At 58.5% G+C, this 16,853-nt stretch carries 20 protein-coding genes; 7 read left to right on the forward strand and 13 right to left on the reverse strand.

What is annotated here, in order from left to right; translation table 11 throughout:
* Positions 1-125 precede the first annotated feature (125 nt).
* The 3 genes from cysE to DHN55_RS18445 all read right to left on the reverse strand — a co-directional run bounded on the left by cysE (position 126) and on the right by DHN55_RS18445 (position 2,657).
* Entirely contained in the window at positions 126-959 is an 834-nt protein-coding gene (gene cysE, locus DHN55_RS18435; protein ID WP_108883022.1) for a serine O-acetyltransferase, read from the reverse strand.
* A 79-nt stretch (positions 960-1,038) separates the two neighbouring features.
* Entirely contained in the window at positions 1,039-1,920 is an 882-nt protein-coding gene (locus tag DHN55_RS18440; RefSeq protein ID WP_108883023.1) for an alpha/beta fold hydrolase, read from the reverse strand.
* Positions 1,917-2,657 (reverse strand): alpha/beta fold hydrolase, encoded by a 741-nt coding sequence (locus tag DHN55_RS18445; protein ID WP_337660517.1) that lies wholly within the window; start codon positions 2,655-2,657, stop codon positions 1,917-1,919. Before DHN55_RS18445 ends, DHN55_RS18440 begins: the two co-directional genes overlap by 4 nt.
* 154 nt (positions 2,658-2,811) lie before the next feature.
* On the opposite strand from DHN55_RS18445, the gene DHN55_RS18450 reads away from it, so the two are divergent.
* From DHN55_RS18450 to DHN55_RS18465, 4 genes are all read left to right on the forward strand, one after another.
* Positions 2,812-3,048 carry a zinc-finger domain-containing protein gene (locus DHN55_RS18450; protein WP_108883301.1) on the forward strand — a complete coding sequence of 79 codons (237 nt, stop codon included), beginning with the start codon at positions 2,812-2,814 and terminating at the stop codon, positions 3,046-3,048.
* Positions 3,049-3,357: 309 nt separating this feature from the next.
* A complete protein-coding gene (locus tag DHN55_RS18455) occupies positions 3,358-3,867 on the forward strand; it encodes a GNAT family N-acetyltransferase (protein WP_337660518.1) in 510 nt (169 codons plus the stop codon).
* On the forward strand, positions 3,864-4,622 hold the full coding sequence (locus DHN55_RS18460; protein WP_108883026.1) for a glucose 1-dehydrogenase: 759 nt from the start codon (positions 3,864-3,866) through the stop codon (positions 4,620-4,622). Before DHN55_RS18455 ends, DHN55_RS18460 begins: the two co-directional genes overlap by 4 nt.
* Positions 4,623-4,624: 2 nt before the next feature.
* Entirely contained in the window at positions 4,625-5,845 is a 1,221-nt protein-coding gene (locus DHN55_RS18465; RefSeq protein WP_108883027.1) for a DNA glycosylase AlkZ-like family protein, read from the forward strand.
* On the opposite strand, the gene DHN55_RS18470 is transcribed toward DHN55_RS18465, so the two are convergent.
* Entirely contained in the window at positions 5,842-7,242 is a 1,401-nt protein-coding gene (locus tag DHN55_RS18470) for an aminotransferase (RefSeq protein ID WP_108883028.1), read from the reverse strand. The genes DHN55_RS18465 and DHN55_RS18470 overlap by 4 nt on opposite strands.
* 75 nt (positions 7,243-7,317) lie before the next feature.
* Positions 7,318-8,058 carry a molybdopterin-binding protein gene (locus DHN55_RS18475; RefSeq protein WP_108883029.1) on the reverse strand — a complete coding sequence of 247 codons (741 nt, stop codon included), beginning with the start codon at positions 8,056-8,058 and terminating at the stop codon, positions 7,318-7,320.
* Between the two features lie 83 nt (positions 8,059-8,141).
* Between DHN55_RS18475 and sfsA the strand changes: the two genes are divergently transcribed.
* From sfsA to radC, 3 genes are read left to right on the forward strand one after another with little or no spacing between them, the layout of a single operon-like run.
* Positions 8,142-8,867 carry a DNA/RNA nuclease SfsA gene (gene sfsA, locus DHN55_RS18480; RefSeq protein WP_108883030.1) on the forward strand — a complete coding sequence of 242 codons (726 nt, stop codon included), beginning with the start codon at positions 8,142-8,144 and terminating at the stop codon, positions 8,865-8,867.
* Positions 8,868-8,887: 20 nt separating this feature from the next.
* The gene (map, locus tag DHN55_RS18485) at positions 8,888-9,718 is read left to right on the forward strand and encodes a type I methionyl aminopeptidase (protein WP_108883031.1); all 831 of its coding nucleotides are present in this window, start codon (positions 8,888-8,890) and stop codon (positions 9,716-9,718) included.
* 31 nt (positions 9,719-9,749) lie between these two features.
* Complete coding sequence (radC, locus tag DHN55_RS18490; RefSeq protein ID WP_108883032.1) at positions 9,750-10,475, forward strand: RadC family protein; 726 nt, start codon at positions 9,750-9,752, stop codon at positions 10,473-10,475.
* On the opposite strand, the gene DHN55_RS18495 is transcribed toward radC, so the two are convergent.
* The 8 genes from DHN55_RS18495 to DHN55_RS18525 form a co-directional block, all read right to left on the reverse strand.
* Complete coding sequence (locus DHN55_RS18495) at positions 10,472-11,086, reverse strand: glutathione S-transferase N-terminal domain-containing protein (protein WP_108883033.1); 615 nt, start codon at positions 11,084-11,086, stop codon at positions 10,472-10,474. The genes radC and DHN55_RS18495 overlap by 4 nt on opposite strands.
* Before the next feature lie 85 nt (positions 11,087-11,171).
* Positions 11,172-11,744, reverse strand: coding sequence for a nucleotidyltransferase family protein (locus tag DHN55_RS22490; protein ID WP_337660519.1), 573 nt, complete (start codon positions 11,742-11,744; stop codon positions 11,172-11,174).
* Positions 11,741-12,748 (reverse strand): molybdopterin-binding protein, encoded by a 1,008-nt coding sequence (locus DHN55_RS22495; protein WP_337660520.1) that lies wholly within the window; start codon positions 12,746-12,748, stop codon positions 11,741-11,743. The genes DHN55_RS22490 and DHN55_RS22495 overlap by 4 nt, the downstream gene beginning before the upstream one ends.
* The gene (locus tag DHN55_RS18505; protein ID WP_108883034.1) at positions 12,745-13,422 is read right to left on the reverse strand and encodes an XdhC family protein; all 678 of its coding nucleotides are present in this window, start codon (positions 13,420-13,422) and stop codon (positions 12,745-12,747) included. Before DHN55_RS18505 ends, DHN55_RS22495 begins: the two co-directional genes overlap by 4 nt.
* Positions 13,423-13,429: 7 nt before the next feature.
* Positions 13,430-13,759: an XdhC family protein gene (locus tag DHN55_RS18510; RefSeq protein WP_108883035.1), complete on the reverse strand. Its 330-nt coding sequence runs from the start codon at positions 13,757-13,759 to the stop codon at positions 13,430-13,432.
* Complete coding sequence (locus tag DHN55_RS18515) at positions 13,756-15,021, reverse strand: VWA domain-containing protein (RefSeq protein WP_108883036.1); 1,266 nt, start codon at positions 15,019-15,021, stop codon at positions 13,756-13,758. The genes DHN55_RS18510 and DHN55_RS18515 overlap by 4 nt, the downstream gene beginning before the upstream one ends.
* Before the next feature lie 11 nt (positions 15,022-15,032).
* Positions 15,033-15,956, reverse strand: coding sequence for an AAA family ATPase (locus DHN55_RS18520; RefSeq protein WP_108883037.1), 924 nt, complete (start codon positions 15,954-15,956; stop codon positions 15,033-15,035).
* 85 nt (positions 15,957-16,041) lie between these two features.
* Entirely contained in the window at positions 16,042-16,836 is a 795-nt protein-coding gene (locus tag DHN55_RS18525) for an FAD binding domain-containing protein (RefSeq protein ID WP_108883038.1), read from the reverse strand.
* Between the last annotated feature and the right edge of the window lie 17 nt (positions 16,837-16,853).

The raw sequence follows: 16,853 nt of genomic DNA on the forward strand, positions 1-16,853 counted from the left end.
GCGTCATACTGGAAGCACACAGCAGCCGCGCAGCACACAAAACTGCTGCGCCCCGTGTATCATCTCAGGGTTTAACCGTGTTCACACCTTCGGAACAACCCCCAACATCAAAGTCGGAATGTTTTTTAAGCGGGCTTGTCTGCTTCGGAAACCGTAATGCTGTGATCCATGCGGCGTGCTGGCTCGTCACACCCGGCATAGCCGACAACCTTGGCTGGCACACCGGCAACAGTGCGGTTTGGCGGCACGTCATGCAACACCACTGAACCTGCCGCAACCCGCGAACAGTGTCCAATCTCGATGTTGCCGAGTATCGATGCACCCGCGCCGATCAGGCAGCCATGACGCACCTTGGGATGCCGGTCGCCGTCCGCCTTGCCGGTGCCGCCAAGGGTCACCGAATGCAGCATGGAGACGTTGTCCTCGACCACGGCAGTCGCACCAATGACGATGGAATGGGCATGGTCGATCATGATACCGCGGCCGATCTGTGATGTCGGATGAAGATCGGTACCGAATATCATCGAAGACCGGCTCTGCAGGTAGTAGGCGAAATCCTTGCGGCCCATCTTGAACAGCCGGTGCGCCATCCGGTAGGTCTGCAGTGCCTGAAAACCCTTGAAATACAACAATGGCTCAATATAGCGGTCGCATGCCGGATCACGGTCAAACACCGCCAGCAGGTCAGCACGCGCAGCCGCACCAATATCCGGGTCGGCATCCAGAGCATCTTCAAAACCCTGAACGATGAGCTCAGCCCCGATATCCGCATTGCCGAGCCGTTGAGCCAGGCGGTGGCACAGTGCCTCTTCGAAACTCGACGGGTTCAAGACCGACGTAAACAGAAATCCGCCGAGGCTTGTGTCAGCCCGCGTCGCTGCTTCGGCTTCTTCGCGAACTCGGGTCCAGACCGGATCAACAGTCGTCAGTTTTGCAGTTGTCGTTTTCAAGGTTGGCATTCGTTCAGCCTCCGGGATCACCGTGTGCAGGCACTATAGCCGAGCCGGTGTTGACAGCTTTATTTAGTACGCAAACGTGTCAACGCCAAGTCAGGTCGGCAAAAAAGGTCAATAAAGCATCCGTGAAGACATCATTGCGATCGCCGGCAACCATATGACGCGCACCTGCAATGTCTGCAAATTCTGCATGCGGAACAGCTTCGATAAAGGCGTCGACTTCACTTTCACCGACCAGTTCGCTTTCCCGTCCGCGCACCAGCAAAACCGGCATTTTCAACCGCCTGGCGGTTTCAAAGCCTTGCGTCTCGACCTCTTTGGCATGGTTTTCAGCATCAGCCCGCGACGATATGAACTTCGGATCCCAGTGCCAGCGCAACCTTCCGTCATCGCCCTGCCTCAGGTTCTTTGACAGGCCGGACAGGTCTGTCGGGCGTGGCCGGTGCGGAAGATAGGCGGATATGGCGTCCGCTGCCTCTTCGACACTGGCGAAGCCCTGCTGCGAGTGTTCCGACATGAAACCGATTATGCGACGCACCCCGTCCACCTTCATCTTGGGGGTAATATCCACCAGCACCAATGCTGCAAAGGTGTCGTCACCGGCCTCGCTGCCGGCTGCGAACAACCCTGCCAGCCCTCCCAGTGATGCTCCGACAATGGCCGGTTTGAACCCGGTTTGATCTCTGATCTGGCTTGCCGCACAGCTCATGTCGCCGGCAAACGCCTGAAAATCGTAAGCCGAGCTTTCAACCCAGTCGCTGTCACCGTGCCCGCGCTGGTCCATGGTGACGGCGGTTATGCCCTGGCCCGCCAGCTCCCGTGCAGTACCACCCCACGAGTGCCTGGTCTGTCCGCCGCCGTGGGCCAGCAATACCAGGCCGCGGGGATTGTCCGCGCCATACACGTCCGCGACCAGCCGGTTACCTTCAATGCCGGTAAATTCCACCCCCTGCCTGGACGTCATGGCCGCCTGTCCAGAAAATCCAGTACCGACAGCTTGTATGTCTTGTCACCAACCGCCTTCATGTGATCCTTGCCGGGCAGCACGATGCCTTCAGCAAATGGTATGGCTTCCACCAGTGTGTTGACGGAGCCGGCAAGTTCGTCCTCGTCACCGGCCACAACCAGCGTTGGAACCTTGATTTGCGCCAGTTCATCTTCGCTGATCAAAACGCGCTGCGATGCCATGCAGGCCGCCAGGGCCTCCAGGTCCGAGCCTGTCTGTTCGGCAAACGCCCTGAAGGCCCGGCCCTGCACGCCGCGAGCCTCGTCCAGCGATGTTGCCTGAAGCGCGGCGACAATTTCCTCAGCCCCGATCACGCCGTGGATCATGTTGCCGGCCAGCCCTCCCAACACCATCGAGCGCACCTGCTCGCTGTGATGGATACCCAGCAGTGCGGTGAGGCGGGCGCCCATGGAATAGCCCATGATGTCCACTTTCTCGTAGCCGAGATGTTCGATCAACCGGCTCGAATCGCGCGCCATTTCAGGAGAGGTGTAACGAACCGGGTCGTGTGGCTTGTCGCTGTTGCCATGCCCGCGATTGTCGATCGCGATCACCTGCCTGCCCGCTTTGGCCAGAATGTCGATCCAGCCGGTCGACTGCCAGTTGATCCGCACATTGGAGGCAAATCCGTGGATCAGCAATATCGGTTCACCTTCCCCTTGCACCTCGTAGGCAATATTGACGTTGTCCGACATGAAATTTGGCAAAGACTTCTGGCTCCGGTTGGCGTTACGGGCTTGGCCCAACACCCCAATTTATGCTATCGCCGCTGTAACAGCTATAACCAAACGCAGTTCCATCAACACAAGAAATTCCGTGAACCGCGCAAACCTCGAGGCAGGCAGATACATGGCGAGCACCGGCACACCGAAGTTTCACAATGATATGGGCGTTCCCGTAATAGAAATCGGCGCTCACGAGTTTCAGTGCACAGGTGCCAACGCGCCGTTCGACCATCCGCATGTGTTCCTGGACATGGGCGACGACAGCGAGATTGTCTGCCCGTATTGCTCGACGCTGTATCGCCATTCAAGCGCGCTCAAGGCTGGTGAGGCCATACCACCGGAAGCTGTTTTCAACGACTAGGACTCTGTTCGGGTTTCAAGTGAAGCAGACCCGCACGTCTGCGCCACAGCTGCAGGACCGGACCGTGTCAACTGTCTGGCTGCAAGACCGGCCATAACCGATAACTGAAAAAGCAACGGCAGCGTTGGCCCCTCAACCAACACTGCCGTTTTGCGTACTTCGCTTCTTTCGTCAGCGGGACTGCCCTTACCCCTCAGAAAGGACGATCAGCTCAGCGAAGTCGTCTCGAACATTTTTCAATGCTGGACTGAACGCTGAAGTCAGTGTCTCATTGCGGCCTGGAAATTACAATTTGAATTGAATTTTACAGTGAATAGCAAGTTAACGTTGACCATGTCCGAAGCACCGGAAATCCGTGACTATAAAGACGAAGATGAGGCTCACCTGATCCGGTTGATACGTGAGCTGCAAGGCCATGAGATAAGCTATTACGACCGCATGATCCCGCCGGACGAGATCGCCGGGTGGTACATTGACGGCATTCGCAAGGACTGCCGGGAATACGCCGGTCACATCCGGTTTGCCTGGCTGGATGATGCACCGGTCGGGTATTGCGCCATCATGACCAGGGTGCCCAATGAAGAGGTCGATGAACAGCGCTTCGACTACGCCTATGTCAGCGAGATTGTGATCGCAAAGTCAGCCCGCGGCCGGGGCATCGGCAAGGCATTGCTGCAAGATGCCGAAACACTGGCACGCGCCGCAAATGCAAGGTGGCTTCGTATCAGCGTGTTGGCAAAAAACACCGTCGCGCGTGAAGTATATGGCCATTTCGGGTTTGAGGAACATGTAATCAGTATGGAGAAACCACTCAAATGAGATTGAAGAACAAGACCGTGATCGTCACAGGTGGCGCCTCCGGTTTCGGTGAAGGCATGATCCGGCGGTTTGCCGAAGAAGGCGCAAACACCGTTATTGCCGACATCAATGATGACGCCGGTGAGGCTTTGGCACGGGAGATTTCCGGCACGGGAACACCTTGCATTTACACCCATTGCGATGTGACTGATTCCGGTTATGTCCAGAACCTCGCCGACTCCACGGTTGACCAGTTCAACACCATCGACGTGATGATCAACAATGCCGGCATGCCACAAACCAACCAGCCCATGCTGGATGTAGATGAAGACACGTTTCAGCGCATCTTCGACGTCAATGTGAAATCCGTCTTCCTGGCCACCAGGGCTGTCGTGCCGGTGATGCGCGAACAGGGCTCGGGTTCAATCGTGAACACCGCCTCGACCGCCGCATTGCGCCCCCGCCCCGGGCTGGTCTGGTACAATGCATCCAAGGGGGCCGTGACCACCATGACCAAGGCCATGGCGGTTGAACTCGCACCCGACCAGATTCGCGTCAATGCGCTGTGTCCCGTGGCCGGAGAAACACCGATGCTGGGGGCGTTCATGGGCGGCGAAGTGACCAACGAAATGCGCTCGGCATTTGTTTCCACGGTTCCCATGGGCCGCTTGTCCACACCGCTGGACATGGCCAATGCGGCGCTGTTCTTCGCCTCTGACGAAAGTGCCTTCATCACCGGCGTATGCATGGAAGTTGACGGCGGACGTTGTATCTGACAATGGCGAAGCCGCAACGCATCAGTCTAAAATCAGCCCGCCGCCTGGCGCTGACCGCGCAGGGCTTCTCCGGCGCCCAGCAGGCTCCCGGCAAATCCACGCGGTGGCAGGCCCTGTCCAAGGTCATCGACAATCTGAACCTGTTGCAGATTGACAGCGTGAACGTACTTTCGCGCTCGCATTACCTGCCGCTTTTCTCCCGGCTCGGCAGTTACGACAAGGCCGTACTCGACAAGCACACGCTGGCCGCAAAAAACCGCCGCTGTTTCGAATACTGGGCGCATGAGGCCTCGATACTGCCCTATCGCTATCAGCCATTGTTGCGCTGGCGCATGGACGATGCCAGAAACGGAACCGGCATCTACAAGGGGTTGGTGGATTTCGCCGCCGAAAAGTCGGAAGTGATCGCACGCACGCTCGAAAAGGTTCGCGCCGAGGGGCCGTTGCGCCCGCGCGATTTCGGCCAGCCGGCAGTCCGGTCCGGCGAATGGTGGGGCTGGAACGACAACAAGACAGCGCTGGAATACCTGTTCTGGACCGGTGATGTGACCACCGCCAGACGTGACGGTTTTGAACGGTTGTACGATGTGCCGGAACGCGTTTTTCCTGACGACACCCATGCAGCACCCTCACCCGATCGTGCCGACGCCATTCGCGAGCTGGCACGCCACTCCGCCCGGGCACTGGGTATTTCAACCGAAACTGATATCAGGGATTATTTTCGCCTGCCAGTGGCAGACGCCCGCCAGGCAGTGGCAGACCTGGTTGAAAGCGGTGAACTGCACACGGTTGAAGTTCGCGGCTGGAACAAACCGGGCTACATCTGGCATGAGGCGAAATCTGCCCGCTCGTTTGAGCGTGCGACGCTGTTGTCGCCGTTTGATCCACTGGTGTGGAACCGCGAGCGCGCGGAACGGTTGTTCAATTTCCGGTATCGCATAGAAATCTACACGCCGGCGCCCAAGCGGCAGTTTGGCTACTATGTGCTGCCGGTGCTGATCGGCGAACAATTGTCAGGCAGGCTGTGCATGAAGGCGGACAGGCAGGCCGGCACCTTGCGCGTCAACGCCGCCTGGCACGAAGACGGCATTGATCCGGGTGCCGCGTCAGAAGCCATTGCACCGGCCCTGCATGACATGAGCCGGTGGCTTGGGCTTGAGCGTGTCGAAATCGCCGGAAGGGGCAATATGTCAGAAAGCCTGAAGAGTGCTTTCAAAAACTAGATTACGCCTTCCCTGACCAGTTCGTCGGTTACTTCGACAACGGCACCGCGAATGGTTTCCACCAGGAAGTCGGCGTCTTGCCTTGTCATGGTCAGCGGCGGCGACATCACATCGAGATGCCCCATGGGGCGCACCAGCAGGCCGCGTGTTTCGCACAGGTTGGAAATCCGCTTGGAGATGTTCACTTCGTAGGGAATGTGCGCCTTGGTTTCCTTGTCGGCCACATATTCCACGCACATCATCATGCGCTTGCCGCGCACATCGCCAACGATGGGCAGCTCCGACAACTCACGCAGGCGTCCTTCAAAATAGTCTCCCACCTCACACACGTTGCCGCAAATATCCTCCCGCTCCATGATCTCAATGTTCTTCAGCGCCACCGCGCAACCGACCGGATGACCGGCACAGGTGAAACCGTGGGCAAACCAGCCGTCAGGATTATCACTCGACATCACCTCGTGAATTTCATCGCTGTAAAGCGTGGCGCCCATCGGGAAGTACCCGGACGTAATTCCCTTGGCACAGACAATCATGTCGGGCTGAATGCCGAATTCGTCCCACGAGGCAAACATGTGCCCGATACGTCCGAAGGCGGTGACGACCTCGTCGGCAATGAACAGAATGTCGTGCTCACGGCACACATCGATCATCCGCTTCAGATATCTCGGTGGCGGTGGCACGACACCGCCCGATGCCTGAATGGGCTCGGCAATGAAACAGGAAATATTGTCAGCGCCCAGTTCAGCAATCTTGTCCCTGAATTCCTGTACCAGGAAGTCGGTAAACTCGGCTTGCGTCATGCCGTCGCCGCCGCGATAGAAGTACGGCGCCGACAGATGATGGATAAAGTCGGTCAGGTACTGAAATTCATCCTGGCGGTCACCATCGCGCAGGCCGACCGAAGCCGTCAGCACGGTGGATCCGTGGTAAGAATTCTTGCGGCTGATAATGTGCTTGCGTGTCTTGCGACCCTTGCGGCCGTGATAGTATTGCGCAATCCGGATGGCTCCTTCATTGGCGGCGGAGCCTGTCAGGGAGTACATCACACGGTTGAGGGAGCCCGGCGCCATGGACGCGAGCTTTCCCGACAGCATGGCCGCCGGGGCATTGGAAACATCGACAAACGTATTGGAATAGGCCAACTGGCTGGCCTGCTCTGCCATTGTCTGCGCCAGCTCATCACGGCCATAGCCGACATTGACACACCACATGCCGCCAATGCCGTCAAAGTATCGTTTGCCCTCGGTGTCGGTGACATGACACCCTTCGCCCTTGGCCAGCACCAGGGACCCTTCCTTCTTGAAGCTGTCAAAATGCGTCCAGGGATGCAGGAAATGGTCACGATCCAGTGCCCACAATTGTTCATGGTCATACTGGTTGTGCATAGGGTTCAGCATTGTAGCACCTTTATATTGAATGAGCATTCAATATGGCGGAATTCGACGCTACTGGCAACGTCTGTAATGGCAACCTCAACCGGCAGCCAGCTCTGCCGGCAACCGTTCCACCTCGCCGGCTGCCGCATTCATGGCCGCCTCATCACGTGAGCGAACAACAATTCTGGTTACAAAACGGCCATCACGTTCGTACGGATAGGAACCGATCATCACGCCCGCGTGCGCAAGCTGGATCTCCTTTAGCCGCGCCGCCACATCGCCTTCACCGAGATCAAGCGGCACGGTGCGCGACAGCATCACTGCCCCGCCGGTGAGCTTGGGAGCCACTTCATCCAGCATGGCCTGCATGATCTTCGGCACGCCCGCCATGACAAACACGTTGCTGATGTGAAACCCCGGCGCCTTTGAAACCGGGTTGAGTATCAGTTCGGCAGTATCGGGAATACGCGCCATGCGCAGACGGGCTTCGTTTTCCTCAATGCCGCGACCGGCCCAATGGGCGCGTAGAATCTTCACCGCCTCAGGGTGATGATCGATAGCAACACCAAATGCCGCCGCCACACAGTCTGCCGTAATATCGTCGTGAGTGGGCCCTATGCCGCCGGTCGTAAAAACATAACTGTACCGGGCCCGCAGCGCATTGAGGGCCGCCACGATGTCGGCTTCCTCATCGGACACCACTCGGGCTTCCTTCAGGTCTATGCCCACGACGGTGAGATAATCGGCAATATATCCCAGGTTCGCATCCTTGGTGCGTCCCGATAGAATTTCGTCTCCGATCAGCAGTACCGCCGCTGTAGGAATTGAGCTTGTCATGACTGGCGAATTTCCGGTTTATGTGGCACTAGATCGTTTGGGTATCCACTTACGTCAGAAGCCAATCAACAGGTCAAGGCATCATGAAAATATCAGACAAGCCACTGCTGCGCGGCACCCTGATCAAGCGCTACAAGAGGTTTCTGACCGATGTTACACTGGACACAGGCGAAATCGTCACGGCCAGCTGTCCGAACACCGGCTCGATGATGGGTTTGCTGGACCCGGGCAATCCGGTCTGGCTGTCAGTGTCCGACAGCAAGACCCGTAAATACAAGCACACATGGGAAATGGTCGAGGCCGTCAACGCCGGCGGCGAAACAGCCCGTGTCGGTCTCAACACCGGTTTGCCCAACAAGCTGGTCGAAGAAGCCATCACTGCCGGGCGTATTCCTGAGCTGACCGGCTACGGTACCCTCAAGCGCGAACAGAAATACGGCAAGAACAGCCGCATCGACCTTCTGCTGTCAGATGAGAACAAGCCGTCATGCTATGTGGAGGTCAAGAACGTCACCTTGTCCCGCACAGCAGGAATGGCCGAGTTTCCGGATGCGGTTACATCGCGCGGTGCCAAACACCTTGATGAACTGGCAGACATGGTACGCGAAGGACATCGCGCGATAATGGTCTATCTGATCCAGCGCAGCGATGCGAAAAGCTTCTCGCTGGCCCGAGATATCGATCCGTTTTACTTTGAAACCTGGGCCAAAGCGACTAAATCAGGTGTTGAGAGTATCGCAATGGCTTGCACCATGGGCGATGATGCGATTTCATGTGATACAGCAATCGAAATTGAAAGTGTGTCCTGAGACACACTACAAGGTAAAAAATGCAAACCACGTATGTAGAAGCAACAGCCGCTCCCCTGGTCAACAATGGCCAGGTGAAGCTGCACGGCCCGGAAGACTTTGAAGGCATGCGCAAGGCCGGCAGGCTGGCGGCTGAAGCGCTCGACCTGCTGGTCCCGATGGTGCAGCCAGGGGTTACCACGGAAGAACTTGATCGTGCGGCCCTGACGTTTGCCCGCGACAATGGCGCGACGCCCGCACCGCTGTACTATCGCGGCTTTCCCAAGTCTATCTGCACATCGATAAATCATGTGGTCTGCCATGGCATTCCGGGTCCGCGCGCGCTCAAGGAGGGTGAAGTCGTCAATATCGACATTACCCTGATCGTCGACGGCTGGCACGGCGATTCCAGCCGCATGTACCCTGTCGGAACCATCAATCGCCGGGCCGAACGGCTGATCGAAATCACCTATGAATGCCTGATGCGCGGACTGGCTGTGATCCGTCCGGGCGCCCATACCGGCGATATTGGCCAGGCCATTCAGACCTACGCGGAAGGCGAACGTTGTTCGGTGGTGCGCGATTTCTGCGGCCATGGCCTGGGCCGGCTGTTTCATGACATGCCGAACATTCTGCACTATGGCCGCAAGGGCGAAGGCATTGAATTGCGCGAAGGCATGTTCTTCACCGTCGAACCGATGATCAATCTGGGCCGCCCGCAGGTGAAGGTTCTGTCTGACGGATGGACCGCGGTTACCCGCGACCGGTCATTGTCGGCGCAATTTGAACACACCATCGGCATCACCGCCGACGGCTGCGAGATATTCACGCTGTCCCCGCAAGGCTATCACTGCCCGCCGCACAAGACCTGATCGCACAATAACCGTCCCGGAGTTCCGTGAAATGGGTTTCAAGGACGAACAGGGATTTGATTTTTCAACCGGCTCCAAGTCAGGCGCGCCGGGCCATCTCGGTCATCGCGAGCGCCTGCGTGACCGTTTCAGCCAGGGCGGCGCTGATGCCATGCCCGATTATGAGTTGCTGGAACTGGTATTGTTTCGCGCTGTTGCCCGGCAGGACACCAAACCGATAGCAAAGGCACTGATCGCAAAGTTCGGCACATTTGGCGATGTTCTTGCGGCACCCGCAGCCCGCCTGAAGGAAGTCAAAGGCGTTGGCGACAAGATCGCGTTCGAGTTGAAACTCGTTCAGGCTGCCGCTGTGCGCATGGCCCGCAACACGGTGATGTCAAAACCCGCGCTTACTTCGTGGTCGGCACTGATCGAATATTGCACCGCCGCCATGGCCTATGATGACCGAGAGCAGTTCCGCCTGCTGTTTCTGGACCGCAAGAACGTGCTGATTGCAGACGAAATGCAGCAGCGCGGCACTGTCGACCACACACCCGTGTATCCGCGTGAAGTGATCAAGCGGGCCCTGGAACTGTCGGCCTCGGCCATCATCCTGGTTCACAACCATCCATCCGGCGACCCGACGCCGTCACAGACCGACATCGACATGACCCGGCAGATCGTGGATGCAGCGGCAAAGCTGACGATTACCGTTCACGATCACATCATCATCGGCCGCTCGGGCCATACCAGTTTCAAGGCATTGAAGTTGATCTAGAACATGTTCGGGGCAGCTTCGCGTTTGGCCCAGGCGGTCTCGAAGGCAGGCCGCTCCCGCACCCGGGCCAGATAGTCCCGCAACGGGCCTTTCGGCGGTATCCACTTCATCACATTGACACCCCAGCCCATACAGTGAGCGATAATCAGGTCGGGCACCGTGAACTCGTCGCCGGTCACGAACCGGTTGTCGCCCAGCCGGGCTTGCAGATGGGCAAGCCCGCGCTTGTAGTCGTATTCGCAGGCGGCAGCGGCCTTGTCACTGCGCAGGTCTTCCGGCAGCACGAAACTGTTCTTGGCCGCCCACCACAAGGCCCCGTCCAGTTCATCCAGCGCCAGGTGGGTGAAGCTGTCCTGCTTGGCGCGCTCGACCGTTCCTGCCTTGTGGGTGAATTTGCCATGCTTGTCGGCCAGGTACTGGCAGATTGCAACGCTGTCTATAATGAGTTCCTCGCCATCCATGAACGCCGGCACTTTGGCCGACGGATTTACCGCCAGCGCCTCCGGTGACCGTGGCGACGCATTGTCGTGCTCATACTCTTCATCCAGCTCTTCCAGCATCCACATCACCCTGAAGGCACGGGATTTTGGCGATCCGATCAGCTTGTACATATTGTGAAACTCTCCGGCTTACTTGTTGAACTGACTCATAAAAACTCATCCATGGGACCATCATCCGTCAGCATGATGGACATAATCAGTGATCCTGCAGGCTTTCAGGCGTATCGAAATCCCGTAACACCGCGTCAGTGTCTATATCAATCATACGCACGTTATCACCGGCCAACAGGTTGCGAGCGCCCCTGTCGCCAGAAGTTTTCTCAAGCCCGGCAAATGTCCCTCTGCCCAAAATAACCGGGTTGCCCCGCTTGCCTTCGTGCCGGGGAACGACAATGCAGGCCTCGTCAGCAAACTCGCCCACAAGCCGGTTTATGATTGCCACATTCACGGCAGGCATGTCTGCCAGCAGGATCATCGCGCCTGTACAGGCTTGCGGCACGGCTGCAATGCCGGTCTTGAGCGAACCGGCCTGCCCGGTCGCAAAGTCTGCATTGTGAGCGAAATCGACATCAAGCCCGCTGAGCGCCTGCCGCACGTCATCAGCTTCGTGGCCGGTGACGACGATAACCGGTTCCAGGTCGGCGGCCAGTGCCGCTTCCACAACGCCTCGCACCATTGCCTGCCCACCGTAGTCGGCCAACAGTTTGTTGTCCGCGCCAAAGCGTGACGATATCCCGGCTGCCAGCACAATGCCCGCCAGCCCGCTCATCTCCCTGCCTCGCGTGGTGACGGCCTTGTTTCGATCTCCATCAAGAGCCCGCCTGCCCCCATGTCCATGATGTCCTGCGGGCGCACGTCAATGCCCGCCAGCACCCGTCCCAGCACCCAGTCAAATCCGTTCAGCTTGGGCGAGCGGGCACACGACGGCACACCGATTACCGCCTCTCCTGAAAGCGTGCCGAGCAACAACAGATTTCCCGGATCGACCGGCATGCCCAGATGCACGATCTGTCCGCCCGCCGCCTCCAGGCCCGCCGGCACCACATCACCGCGGTCGACAATGGCGGATGCGCCGAAAACCAGTACCGGATTGTGCCCCGTTGCCTTCAACTGCCTGATACCAGCGGCTACACCGTCGATTGTGTGTGCAACTTCAACGACATCACCCAGCGTGCTGCCATGGCGTTCAAGCCGGTCGCGAATGACCGTCGCCGACTTTTCCAACAGGGACTCTTTCATGCCCGAGGTGCGGGTCAGGACCAGTCCGGCCTTGTGAGGTATGAACGGCACAACCGACAAAAGTGCACCGGATGCGGCCAGTTCCACAGCCTCATCGACAATATTTTCAGGTGCTGAAAACGGAATAATCTTGACTGTAGCCACCATCTGACCTGCCTTGACCGCCTGAAACGGTATCAACGTCGCCAAAGTGACCGCCTCGTGCAGCCGGTTGAGTGCCCGCACAAGACCGGCATCCACCAGCACAATACCATCATCGGCAGAATAAATGTTGGCGCGGCCTGTTGTGGCTGGTTGCCGGGTAACACCGTCGCCACACACCACATCCGCCAGGCGTGCGGCGGCTGCATCTTCATGCACATCACCTGCCTCGACACGGGCGGCATACACTTTTGCAACGTTGGCCTTCACCAACTCCGCAACATCTGCCTCGGACAGAACCCTGCCCTTCTTGAAGCTGATGCCAGCGGTACGCACTGAATGGGCAAGAATGGCTCCCTGGGCCTTGACTACATCAATCTCGCCGAATGTCATCTGTCCAGGCCCAGTCGAAGCGCTTTCGTCATCTCTGCCATGATCGAAATGGCAATTTCCGGCGCGCCACGCGCGCCGATGTCCAGGCCAACCGGTCCACAGATACGCGACGGTTCCACGCCTGCCTGTTTCATGCGCTCGGCCCGGGAGGCCTGGGTTCGCCTGGACCCCAGCGCACCTATGTAGAAACACTCGCTCTGAAGCGCAGCAATCAGCGCCGGATCATCCACCTTGGGATCATGGGTCAGCGCCAGAAAACCGGTTCGCGCATCAAGGCCTGTGGCGGGCAACACTTCATCGGGCCAATCCGCATGAAGCGTTATACCGGGGAACCTGTCCTCAGTGGCAAACGCGCCGCGCGGGTCAATAACCGTAATGTCGTAACCGGCGGCTTTTGCCATCGGCACAATCGCCTGAGCGATATGGACAGCTCCGATAATCACCAGCCGCAAGGCCGGGTTGTGAATGTGGATGAAGAACTCACCGCTTTGTGTTGAAACGACTCCGGATTTGTCAAACCGGAACCCGTTTTCCAGCCCGTCGGCGAGTTCATGTTCACCGGCATAACGGTGTGCCACCACCTCCTGCGCACCTGAGGCAATATCGGTCACGACCGCCACGGCCAGCCGGTCGGCGCGGGCCTTTTCCAGTGTTTCAAGAACTGCAGCATCCATTGTGGCTTCAGGCTCCGGTCACGGGTTCGACATAGACCCGGATCTTGCCGCCACACGCCAGGCCGACTTCCCAGGCAGTTTCATCCGCCACGCCGAACGCCAGAACCTTGCCCTGGCCCGTCTCGATGGCATCCTGTGCCTCGGTTACCACGGCTCCTTCGACACATCCGCCCGATACCGAGCCTTCAAAATTCCCCTCAGCATCAATGACCAGTTGCGAGCCCACCGGCTGCGGCGCCGATCCCCAGGTTTCAATCACCGTCGCCAGCGCCACCTTGCGGCCTTCGCGCACCCAGGTGTTTGCCGTTGTCAGAAGGTTTGCATCATTACTGCTCATGGTCTTACCTCTTCCGTTTCCCGCGGATCACCCGATTTCAGCCAGCGTTGCGGATCGTGCGTTTCATTTCGCGAGCCTGACAGAACTTCGGCCAGATCAGCAAGTGTATTCAGTGAATGACAGGGGCGGAATTCGTCGACATGCGGCATGATCGCCCGGATGCCACTGGCCCGCGCTTCAAAGCCACCATAGCGCAAGAGCGGGTTAAGCCAGACAATTCGCCTGGCCGAGCGCGCCAGCCGCGCCATCTCCGCCTCAAGCATGTCAACATCATCGCGGTCCAGCCCATCCGTCATCATCAGCACGTGTGCGCCTTGCGCCAGGACACGGCGCGACCATTTCCGGTTGAACTCACGCAAGGTATGGCCAATGCGCGTCCCGCCGGACCAGTCGTCCACACTGGAGCCGACAAGCTCCATCGCCTCGTCCACGTCACGGCGTTTCAGTTCACGGGTTATGTTGGTCAACCGGGTCCCGAACACGAACACCTGAACCCGCGAGCGGTCATTGCTCAGCGCATGCAGGAAGTGCAGGAAAATCCGTGAGTAGTTCGCCATCGATCCCGAGATATCCAGCAATACGACCAGCGGCGGTTCGCGGGTTTGCCGCGCCTTGTGCGCAAGCAATGTCATGTTCCCCCCTGCCCGAAGTGAGCGGCGCATGGTGGCACGCATGTCAACGACGCCTTGCGGGGACGGCTTGAAGCGCCGCATTTTCACTTGCAACCGGTTCATCCGCATGCGGGCGATGGCGGCGCGCGCAATGCGCTCTTCGTCGGCGCTCATCTGCTCGAAGTCCTTGTTGCGTATCACCTCGCGGGCCGACGACGTAAACTCACCTTCAAGCTCAACTTCATCGGACGGGCGTTGACGCTCGGACTGGGCGTCGTCCTGGTTGAACATGGCTTCCGCAAGGCGTTTCTGACCGGCCTTCTTTTTTGCCGGCGTCGTTTCCACCCGCACCTGCTGAAACAGCATCTGCATCAGTTGTTCGACCATTTGCGGCTTGCGCCAGAACACCTCGAAGGCATGGTCAAACAGCGTGGTGTGTTCATGCCGCTTCACAAATACGGAATGCATGATCCAGTAGAAATCGGTCTTGCTCGCCATGCCGCCGCCGCCCACCGCATCAAGTGCGTCCAGCACCGCGCCCGGCCCCACCGGCAGACCGGTTTCACGCAACACTCGGGCAAAATGCATGATGTTGTCCGGTAAGTGGCCGGTCGGCGCAGGCTTGTTGGAGTTTGCAGGTGTCGGCAGCATTGCCACGCGCTCTACTCCGCCGCGCGCAGGCGGATGTCAGACTGGATCTGGTCGACCAGCCGCTTGGCTTCGGAGCCTTCCATGCGGGCAATGTCATCCTGGTATTTCAGCAACACGCCAAGCGTGTCGTTGACCGTCGCGGGATCAAGCGCAATCGCGTTGAGTTCATTGAGCGCTGCAACCCAGTCCAGTGTTTCGGCAACGCCGGGTGACTTGAACAGATCCTGTCCGCGCAATGCCTGGATGAAGCCGACAACCTCCTGTGCCAGAGCATCGCCCACGCCGGGCTTGCGCGCCTTGATGATGGCAAGCTCCCGCTCGGCTGACGGATACCCGACCCAGTGATACAGACACCGCCGCTTGAGCGCATCATGTACCTCTCGCGTCCGGTTGGAGGTGATGATGACGATTGGCGCTTCGGCAGCCTTCAACGTACCTATTTCGGGAATGGTGATCTGATAGTCCGACAGCACCTCCAGCAGGAACGCTTCGAATGCTTCATCGGTCCGGTCAAGTTCATCGATCAACAGGACGGGCGGGCCACTCGTATGGGGCTCCAGTGCCTGCAGCAGGGGCCGCTTGATCAGGAAACGGTCGGAAAAAATATCCGACTGCAAACGGTCACGGTCATCGACGCCTTCTGCTTCCGCCATGCGAATCTCGATCATCTGCGCCGAGTAGTTCCACTCATAGACCGCCGCAGCCAGGTCAAGACCTTCATAGCACTGCAGCCGGATCAGGTCGCGGCCAAGCACGGTGCCCAGCACCTTGGCAATCTCCGTCTTGCCGACACCGGCCTCGCCTTCCAGGAACAGCGGCCTGCCCATCTTCAATGCAAGGTAAACCACCGTCGACAGCGGCCGGTCGGCCAGATAGCCATCACCGGACAGCAGTTCCTGGGTCGCATCAATGGAAGCGGGCAGTGAATTCGGCATACGTTTGCTCAACTTTGTATTGCATTACGAAAACGGTCCGCGAGCACGATACCCGCGGACCGGCATTACTCAAACATGGCACCGGTTACTTGGCAGCAGCAATCGCCCGCTTGGCCATCACACCCACCAGGTGGGCCCGGTACTCGGCAGAAGCATGAATGTCCGCATTCATGTCGTCAGCCTTGATTTTCACCTTGGCGATTGCGTCGGCGGAGAAGTCTGCCGTGAGTGCCTTTTCCATTGCCTTCTCGCGGTAGGCGGAACCCTTGGCGCCGGTCACCCCGACACGAACACCCTTCTTGCCGAAATCAGCCACGAACACGCCAACCATGGCATACCGCGATGCCGGGTTGGGAAATTTCGAGTAGGCAGACTTCGCCGGAATATCAAACTCGACCTGCTTGATGATCTCGTTTGTCCTGAGCGCCGTTTCAAACAGGCTCCTGAAGAACTTGTCGGCATCGATCGTGCGGCTGTCCGTCACCACCCTGGCATTGAGCGCCAGAAGGGCTGCCGGATAATCCGCTGCCGGGTCGGCATTGGCGACCGAGCCGCCGATGGTGCCCTTGTGGCGCACGTGCGGGTCCCCGATCATGCCGGCCAGCGCGGCCAGTGCCGGCACAGCCTTCTTCAGGTCCGAACTGGAAGCAACTTCCGCATGGGTCGTCCCTGCCTTGATCGTCACCTTGGTCTTGGTGACGCTCACGCCTGAATTGCCAAGGCCCGAGAGGTCGATCACGTCTGTCGGCGCTGCAAGGCGCTGTTTCATGGTCGGGATCAGCGTCATGCCGCCCGCCATCAGTTTGCCTTCCTTCTTCGACTTGATCAGCTTGACTGCGTCCGCCAGTTTCTTGGGACGGTGATACTCAAATTCATACATAGGTTTTCTCCTGTCCC

It is taken from the genome of Anderseniella sp. Alg231-50 (assembly GCF_900149695.1).
In the GTDB taxonomy this organism is placed as follows: Bacteria; Pseudomonadota; Alphaproteobacteria; order Rhizobiales; family Aestuariivirgaceae; genus Anderseniella.

Coding starts and splice junctions, on each gene's coding strand:
- cysE (WP_108883022.1), bottom strand. CDS start 959: ATGCCAACCTTGAAAACGACAACTGCAAAACTGACGACTGTTGATCCG.
- DHN55_RS18440 (WP_108883023.1), bottom strand. CDS start 1,920: ATGACGTCCAGGCAGGGGGTGGAATTTACCGGCATTGAAGGTAACCGG.
- DHN55_RS18445 (WP_337660517.1), bottom strand. CDS start 2,657: ATGTCGGACAACGTCAATATTGCCTACGAGGTGCAAGGGGAAGGTGAA.
- DHN55_RS18450 (WP_108883301.1), top strand. CDS start 2,812: ATGGCGAGCACCGGCACACCGAAGTTTCACAATGATATGGGCGTTCCC.
- DHN55_RS18460 (WP_108883026.1), top strand. CDS start 3,864: ATGAGATTGAAGAACAAGACCGTGATCGTCACAGGTGGCGCCTCCGGT.
- DHN55_RS18465 (WP_108883027.1), top strand. CDS start 4,625: ATGGCGAAGCCGCAACGCATCAGTCTAAAATCAGCCCGCCGCCTGGCG.
- DHN55_RS18470 (WP_108883028.1), bottom strand. CDS start 7,242: ATGCTGAACCCTATGCACAACCAGTATGACCATGAACAATTGTGGGCA.
- DHN55_RS18475 (WP_108883029.1), bottom strand. CDS start 8,058: ATGACAAGCTCAATTCCTACAGCGGCGGTACTGCTGATCGGAGACGAA.
- sfsA (WP_108883030.1), top strand. CDS start 8,142: ATGAAAATATCAGACAAGCCACTGCTGCGCGGCACCCTGATCAAGCGC.
- map (WP_108883031.1), top strand. CDS start 8,888: ATGCAAACCACGTATGTAGAAGCAACAGCCGCTCCCCTGGTCAACAAT.
- radC (WP_108883032.1), top strand. CDS start 9,750: ATGGGTTTCAAGGACGAACAGGGATTTGATTTTTCAACCGGCTCCAAG.
- DHN55_RS18495 (WP_108883033.1), bottom strand. CDS start 11,086: ATGTACAAGCTGATCGGATCGCCAAAATCCCGTGCCTTCAGGGTGATG.
- DHN55_RS22490 (WP_337660519.1), bottom strand. CDS start 11,744: ATGAGCGGGCTGGCGGGCATTGTGCTGGCAGCCGGGATATCGTCACGC.
- DHN55_RS22495 (WP_337660520.1), bottom strand. CDS start 12,748: ATGACATTCGGCGAGATTGATGTAGTCAAGGCCCAGGGAGCCATTCTT.
- DHN55_RS18505 (WP_108883034.1), bottom strand. CDS start 13,422: ATGGATGCTGCAGTTCTTGAAACACTGGAAAAGGCCCGCGCCGACCGG.
- DHN55_RS18510 (WP_108883035.1), bottom strand. CDS start 13,759: ATGAGCAGTAATGATGCAAACCTTCTGACAACGGCAAACACCTGGGTG.
- DHN55_RS18515 (WP_108883036.1), bottom strand. CDS start 15,021: ATGCTGCCGACACCTGCAAACTCCAACAAGCCTGCGCCGACCGGCCAC.
- DHN55_RS18520 (WP_108883037.1), bottom strand. CDS start 15,956: ATGCCGAATTCACTGCCCGCTTCCATTGATGCGACCCAGGAACTGCTG.
- DHN55_RS18525 (WP_108883038.1), bottom strand. CDS start 16,836: ATGTATGAATTTGAGTATCACCGTCCCAAGAAACTGGCGGACGCAGTC.